General features: G+C 62.1%; 2 protein-coding genes, 2 tRNA genes and 1 rRNA gene (1 of these 5 cut by a window edge). 3 read left to right on the forward strand and 2 right to left on the reverse strand.

The features are described from left to right. Positions 1-3 precede the first annotated feature (3 nt). Positions 4-1,623, reverse strand: a complete 1,620-nt coding sequence (locus tag UNPF46_RS22820; RefSeq protein WP_142251511.1) for an NHL repeat-containing protein — start codon at positions 1,621-1,623, stop codon at positions 4-6. 152 nt (positions 1,624-1,775) lie between these two features. After that, positions 1,776-3,839: a M23 family metallopeptidase gene (locus UNPF46_RS22825; protein WP_142251512.1), complete on the reverse strand. Its 2,064-nt coding sequence runs from the start codon at positions 3,837-3,839 to the stop codon at positions 1,776-1,778. A gap of 1,123 nt (positions 3,840-4,962) precedes the next feature. Between UNPF46_RS22825 and UNPF46_RS22835 the strand changes: the two genes are divergently transcribed. The 3 genes from UNPF46_RS22835 to UNPF46_RS22845 form a co-directional block, all read left to right on the forward strand. Beyond that, positions 4,963-6,451 (forward strand): 16S ribosomal RNA (locus UNPF46_RS22835). Between the two features lie 188 nt (positions 6,452-6,639). After that, positions 6,640-6,716 (forward strand) — tRNA-Ile (locus UNPF46_RS22840). A 33-nt stretch (positions 6,717-6,749) separates the two neighbouring features. Beyond that, a tRNA-Ala gene (locus tag UNPF46_RS22845) sits at positions 6,750-6,752 on the forward strand (it continues 73 nt past the right edge of the window).

Here is a 6,752-nt window from a genome sequence, read left to right on the forward strand (position 1 = left end):
CGTTTATTTCTTTACCACCTTGTAGATCGCGTTCTCCACGTCCGACGAAAAGTAAATCACTCCGCTCGCTCCGATGCCGACGCCCGTTGGAATATTGGTCGGCAATCCGCCGGGCGCGCCCTCGAGCCCGATTGGAAGATTAGCCGCGATCTCGGTGACCGTACCGTTGTCCGGCGCGATCGCGATCAGTCGCTTGGCGCCGACTTCCGCCACGATCAGCGTGCCGTCACTGCCGCGTGCGATGCCCTCCGGCATTTTCAGCTCCTTGGCGACCACGGTCTTCTCTCCGTTGCTGTCGATCCGGGACACGGTGCCCGCGAAGGCCTCCGTGACATAGACCTCGTCAGTCTTCCCGCGAACGAGCCCGATCGGGCCCTCGAGGCCGCCAACCAGCGTGGTACGGTCCTTGCCGTGCTCGCCGCTCACCTTGACCAGCGACTTGGTGCCGAGCTCCGCCACCAGGATGCTGCCGTCCGCGAGCACGATCGCATCGTGCGGCGCCTTGAAGCCGTGCAGCATGTCGCGCGTTGCGCCGGTCTTGGCGTCGATCACCTGCACGGTGCCGGTGAACCAGCTCGACAGCACCACGTCGTTGTCCCGCGCCGTCGCGCTCATCGGATATTCGAGCGTGGTGCCTGCAGCGTGCATGCGGGCCTTCTCGGTGACCTCGCCGGTCGCGCCGTCCACTGTGCGATAGGCGAACACGTCGGCGATGTGGATCGTATCCTTGCCGTTCTCGCTAGTGACGCCGATGCCGCCCGGTAGCGCGAGCTTGCCGACGATGACCTGCCTGGCCTGGCCGGTCGCGGGATCGACCTCCTGGATGCCATTGTCGGCCATGTTGGAGACGTAGATGCGGTCCTTGTCGTCGATCGCGAGATTGTCCAGCGACGGCTTCAGTTGCGCGACCACCGTCTTGGCGCCCGATTTGGGATCGACCCGGACGAGCTGGCCGAGCGCGGTGTCGACCACCCACAAATTGCCCTTGGAATCGAAGTTCACCGCGGCCGGGATCTTGAAGCCGTCGGCGACGACGGTCAGCTCGGCCTTGTCGACGTCGACCTTGGCGACCTGGCCCTTGAACCAGAGCGGGCCATAGAGCTTGTCGTCGGGACCGAACTCGAAGCCGTTGAGGCCGCCCATCTTCTCCATGATCTGGCGCGGCGGCTTCACGCCCTCGACGTCGATTTCATAGAGCGTGTCGCCGAGGAAAACGGTGGTGGCGTAGAGCCGGCCGTCCTTGCGGAAGGCGAGCGAGTTGATTCCGGGAAGGCCGCTCGCGAGCTTCTTGATCGGGCCCTCGCCCTTGCGCGAATAGAGGTCGCCGGTCAGAAATCCGGTCCAGGCCATGGTGCCGTCAGGCGCGAACGCGATGTCGTCGGCCATGCCCACAGGAGACGGGATTGCAACCTTGGCGGTACCGCCTGTGATGTCGACCTCGTAGAGCGCAGCGCCGGCGACGCTGCCGGCGAACAGATGGCCGGCCTTGTCGACACCGAGTCCGTGCACGCCATGGAAGGCCGAGCCGGGAACGAGCTTCGTCACCTCCCAATTGTCGGCAAATGCGGTCGTGGTAGCCAAAAGCGCAGCGACGAAGGCTGTGCAGGCGAGCCTGTTCTTCATGGCGAGACCTCCCGTTTTTTGGAAAGTATTCGCTCCTCGGGCCGCTTTGGCAAACGAAACTTCACGTTGTGACGCTGGCAAGCAGCCTCACGCGAACAACGATGAATTCGGATTGTGTTTGACGATGTCCGGCCGGTCTCGGCCGGTTGCTATCAGCGGTTGCTGACCTGCAATGGGCCGCCGGTCGCGTCCGACATACGGGCGATGGCGCCGCCGCGGCCGCTCATCATGCCCTCGAGCCGGTCGCGCTCCTTCTCGAAGCTTGCGAGCATCGGGCCTTCGAGCGAACGGCCGCGCGGCAGCTTCACGCGCATCGGATCGACGAAGCGGCCGTTGACCAGGATCTCGTAGTGGACGTGGGGGCCGGTCGACTGGCCGGTCGAGCCGACGAAGCCGATCACCTGGCCCTGACGCACCTTCTTGCCCGCCTCCATGCCCTTGGCGAAGGCCGACATGTGGCCGTAGGCGGTCTCGTAGCCGTTGGAATGCTTGATGCGGATGTACTTGCCGTAGCCGCCTTCGGGGCCGGCCTTCTCGATCACGCCGTTGCCGGAGGCGAAGATCGGCGTGCCGTAGGAGGTGGCCCAGTCGACGCCGGTGTGCATCTTCACATAACCGAGGATCGGATGGCGGCGACCGCCGAAGCCCGAGCGCATGATGGCGTTGTTGACGGGCTTCCTGACCAGGAACTTCTTCGCGCTCTTGCCGGTCTCGTCATAGTAGTCGACGACGCCGTCGTCGGGGCTCTGGTAACGGTAGTATTTCTTGGTCTCGCCGCCGACGGTGAGGGAGGCGAACAGCACGTCGTTCTTTTCGCTCGACGTCACGCCCTCGTCTTCGCCGGCATAGAACACGTCGAAGGAATCGCCCGGCTGCACCTTGCGCTGGAAATCGACGTCGTAGGAGTAGATCTTGATCATGTCCTCGATGACCGGCATCGGCACCTTGTTGCGCATCGCGGTCTCGTAGATGCTCTGGTACAGCCGCACGCCGGAGCCGTCATCGTCGTCATCGTCGTCGCTGCTCGCGTTGGCCGCAGCGTCGGCGACGGTGTTCATGCTGGAGACGTCGACCGCGACGTATTTGCCGAGATCGGACAGCGCCGCGATCGCCTCGACCATGGTCTCGTTGGCGACGACGACGCGGTAGGGCTGGAGGCGGGCGCCGGGATTCGCGGGCGCCATCAGGATGCGGAGCTTCTCGCCTTCCTTCAGGCCGCCGTCGCGGCCGCGGGGCCCGAGCGTCGCGGTGATCGCCTTGATCTCCTCGGCGTTCGCGCCGAGATCGCGCAGCACCGAAGCGACGCTGTCGCCCTTCTTGACCAGATGGACGCGTTCGCCGTTGGGATTGCCGCCGGTGATCTGCTCCTTGGTCTTGGGCAGCAGCGTCACGTTTTCCGGCACCACGCGCGTCTCGAAGCCGGCATAGGGGTCGGAGGGCGAGGCCTCGGGAGCGTAGGCGGTTCTGATGTCGGAGGGCCCGGTCGCGCCGGAAATGTCGGCGGCGGCATTGGCGAGCGAGGCGTAGCGCACCCCGCCATTGCCGCGCCAATTGGCGGCGTCGCGCACCCGCATCAGGATGTCGTCGAGCGCCACCACGGCGGAGATCTTGGCCTTCGGCAGCACCGACGACAGGTCCTTGGTGACGAAGGAGACTTCCGCGTCGGGCTCGACCGCTTCCGGATTGTTCGGGTCTTCCGCTGCCGTCTTCGGATCGGAGCCGACATCGGTGAGCAGGCGCTGGGCGTTGAACGGCGGAATCTTCGCCGACAGATCGCTCGTCGTCATGGACAGATTGCCGGCGATCCGCACGAAGGGACGCACCCGCATCACGTCGCGGTTGCCGACGCGGGCGACGGTGGAGACGCGCACGATGTTGCGGGATGCCGTGGATTCGCTCGGCGGCGGCAGGCGGTCGCTCTTGTGCAGCGTGGCGGCGCGATCGGCGGCGCCGAATGCACCGCGCAGCGCGCCCTCGACCCGCTCCGGCACCTTGGCGAAGGTCATTTCGCCGTCGAGCGATGCGAAAACGGCGCCGCCGATCAGGGCTGCGCCGCAGAGTCCGGTCAAGATTGTCCCGCTGAACCACTGCACCGAAACGCGGCGGCGGTCGATCACGGCGGCCTCGGAACCGTCGACGGACAGCGGCGGCTCGTGGCCGAGATCGATGATCCCGGTCTCACGCCCGTAAGCGCCGCGTGACGTCCTGTGGTTCACTCAAGTCCCCCAATCAACGACCCAAGAAGCCCGGTCCGAACCTTGTCCTCGTCGCCCTCTTGAAGGGGCATCGCCGGAAAAAGGCAAGCCGCACAGGCGTCCGCGCTCAGGAGGCCCCCGACGGGGACCGGCCGAAATTACGAACAGCTGGACGGAAAAAGCGCTCTCGATGTCTCTCGAATGTCCGGGGAAGGCCGCGTCATCTGCAAGATCGCCTTCCTCTGACCCCATGAAAACCGCCGGCAGCCCCCACTGGCATCCCGCGATTCAAGCTTGTCTCTTATCAGAACGCCGCGGGATTGTGGCTCAAGTACGGCGCCTGTCATGGAAAAAGTTTCCTGAACGGGCGGCCTTAACTGGCCCCGTCTGACTACGGGCGGGGCCCGGCCCGAGCGGGCGTAAGCCCCCTCGGGCACAGAAGGGCCCGTCGGCCCAGAGCGGTCGGGCCGGGGAAGGTCCCCGCCCGCCCGGGCCGGGTGGTGGGGGCCTGGAAGGGCGCCGGGAGGGGGGCTCCGGAGGGGCCCTGAAGCCCCCTCGGGAGCCCGCCAGTGAGCAAACTTTTTTTCAGATTTTTTGCCGCGCGGGGGCGGCCATCGCATTCCATGGGTCGCTAATTGATTGGAATCGCTTGAATTTTTTCGACGATCCACTGTGCGACGATTTGTTGACGATTGGCGTTGACAGCCCGGAAGGTGGGGCCTATAACCCCAACCACTGAGCGCGGCGCCGCCGGGTCACTGACCAAGGCGAGCGAACGCGCCACTGATGCTCCTCACCTTGTTGAGTGAACACAACAGCCGACACCAGTCGGTTGGAGTTCATCCATCGTCGGTAAGGGTGTCGGAACCCTTCCTCTCTGGAAGGTTGGGGCCTCATCGGTCCCGGGCTGTTTGACAAGTGAAGATGAAGAAAGAGAAACGTGGACGGCGGAGTCCTTGCGGGTCTCGCTCTTGAAGAGCTTCGGCTTTTCGGGTTCGGGACCGGACGAAAGACTTCGGCGGTACACGTTTTAAAGGAAACACCATCGTTGCCAGCGATGTGAATCGCGGGCAGCACATCGACTTCGGTCGATAATGGTGGGACCTCGTCAAACGTTGTGATCAGCCGGTTCAAAGTTCAAGTCCAACTTGAGAGTTTGATCCTGGCTCAGAGCGAACGCTGGCGGCAGGCTTAACACATGCAAGTCGAGCGGGCGTAGCAATACGTCAGCGGCAGACGGGTGAGTAACGCGTGGGAACGTACCTTTTGGTTCGGAACAACACAGGGAAACTTGTGCTAATACCGGATAAGCCCTTACGGGGAAAGATTTATCGCCGAAAGATCGGCCCGCGTCTGATTAGCTAGTTGGTAGGGTAATGGCCTACCAAGGCGACGATCAGTAGCTGGTCTGAGAGGATGATCAGCCACATTGGGACTGAGACACGGCCCAAACTCCTACGGGAGGCAGCAGTGGGGAATATTGGACAATGGGGGCAACCCTGATCCAGCCATGCCGCGTGAGTGATGAAGGCCCTAGGGTTGTAAAGCTCTTTTGTGCGGGAAGATAATGACGGTACCGCAAGAATAAGCCCCGGCTAACTTCGTGCCAGCAGCCGCGGTAATACGAAGGGGGCTAGCGTTGCTCGGAATCACTGGGCGTAAAGGGTGCGTAGGCGGGTCTTTAAGTCAGGGGTGAAATCCTGGAGCTCAACTCCAGAACTGCCTTTGATACTGAAGATCTTGAGTTCGGGAGAGGTGAGTGGAACTGCGAGTGTAGAGGTGAAATTCGTAGATATTCGCAAGAACACCAGTGGCGAAGGCGGCTCACTGGCCCGATACTGACGCTGAGGCACGAAAGCGTGGGGAGCAAACAGGATTAGATACCCTGGTAGTCCACGCCGTAAACGATGAATGCCAGCCGTTAGTGGGTTTACTCACTAGTGGCGCAGCTAACGCTTTAAGCATTCCGCCTGGGGAGTACGGTCGCAAGATTAAAACTCAAAGGAATTGACGGGGGCCCGCACAAGCGGTGGAGCATGTGGTTTAATTCGACGCAACGCGCAGAACCTTACCAGCCCTTGACATGTCCAGGACCGGTCGCAGAGATGTGACCTTCTCTTCGGAGCCTGGAGCACAGGTGCTGCATGGCTGTCGTCAGCTCGTGTCGTGAGATGTTGGGTTAAGTCCCGCAACGAGCGCAACCCCCGTCCTTAGTTGCTACCATTTAGTTGAGCACTCTAAGGAGACTGCCGGTGATAAGCCGCGAGGAAGGTGGGGATGACGTCAAGTCCTCATGGCCCTTACGGGCTGGGCTACACACGTGCTACAATGGCGGTGACAATGGGATGCTAAGGGGCGACCCTTCGCAAATCTCAAAAAGCCGTCTCAGTTCGGATTGGGCTCTGCAACTCGAGCCCATGAAGTTGGAATCGCTAGTAATCGTGGATCAGCACGCCACGGTGAATACGTTCCCGGGCCTTGTACACACCGCCCGTCACACCATGGGAGTTGGTTTTACCTGAAGACGGTGCGCTAACCCGCAAGGGAGGCAGCCGGCCACGGTAGGGTCAGCGACTGGGGTGAAGTCGTAACAAGGTAGCCGTAGGGGAACCTGCGGCTGGATCACCTCCTTTCTAAGGATGGCTCTTCAGAAGCTTGCTTCTATCGAGCTGTTTTAGAAACATCAGTGGCCAACAGATCGCCAGATCGTTGAGCTGCATTGGCGGGATTTCGCCGTCTTCGTTTCTCTTTCTTCGCGGACGAACACGCGCTGGGGCTGCAAGCATGCAGAATCCCCGGTCCTTAACAGGATAAGCGTTAGGGGCTTGTAGCTCAGTTGGTTAGAGCGCGCGCTTGATAAGCGTGAGGTCGGAAGTTCAAGTCTTCCCAGGCCCACCACTTTCATCGAGTGAGCATTCGTCTTCTGGTTACGGG

It is taken from the genome of Bradyrhizobium sp. UNPF46, assembly GCF_006658625.1.
GTDB classification, from domain to species: Bacteria; Pseudomonadota; Alphaproteobacteria; order Rhizobiales; family Xanthobacteraceae; genus Bradyrhizobium; species Bradyrhizobium nitroreducens.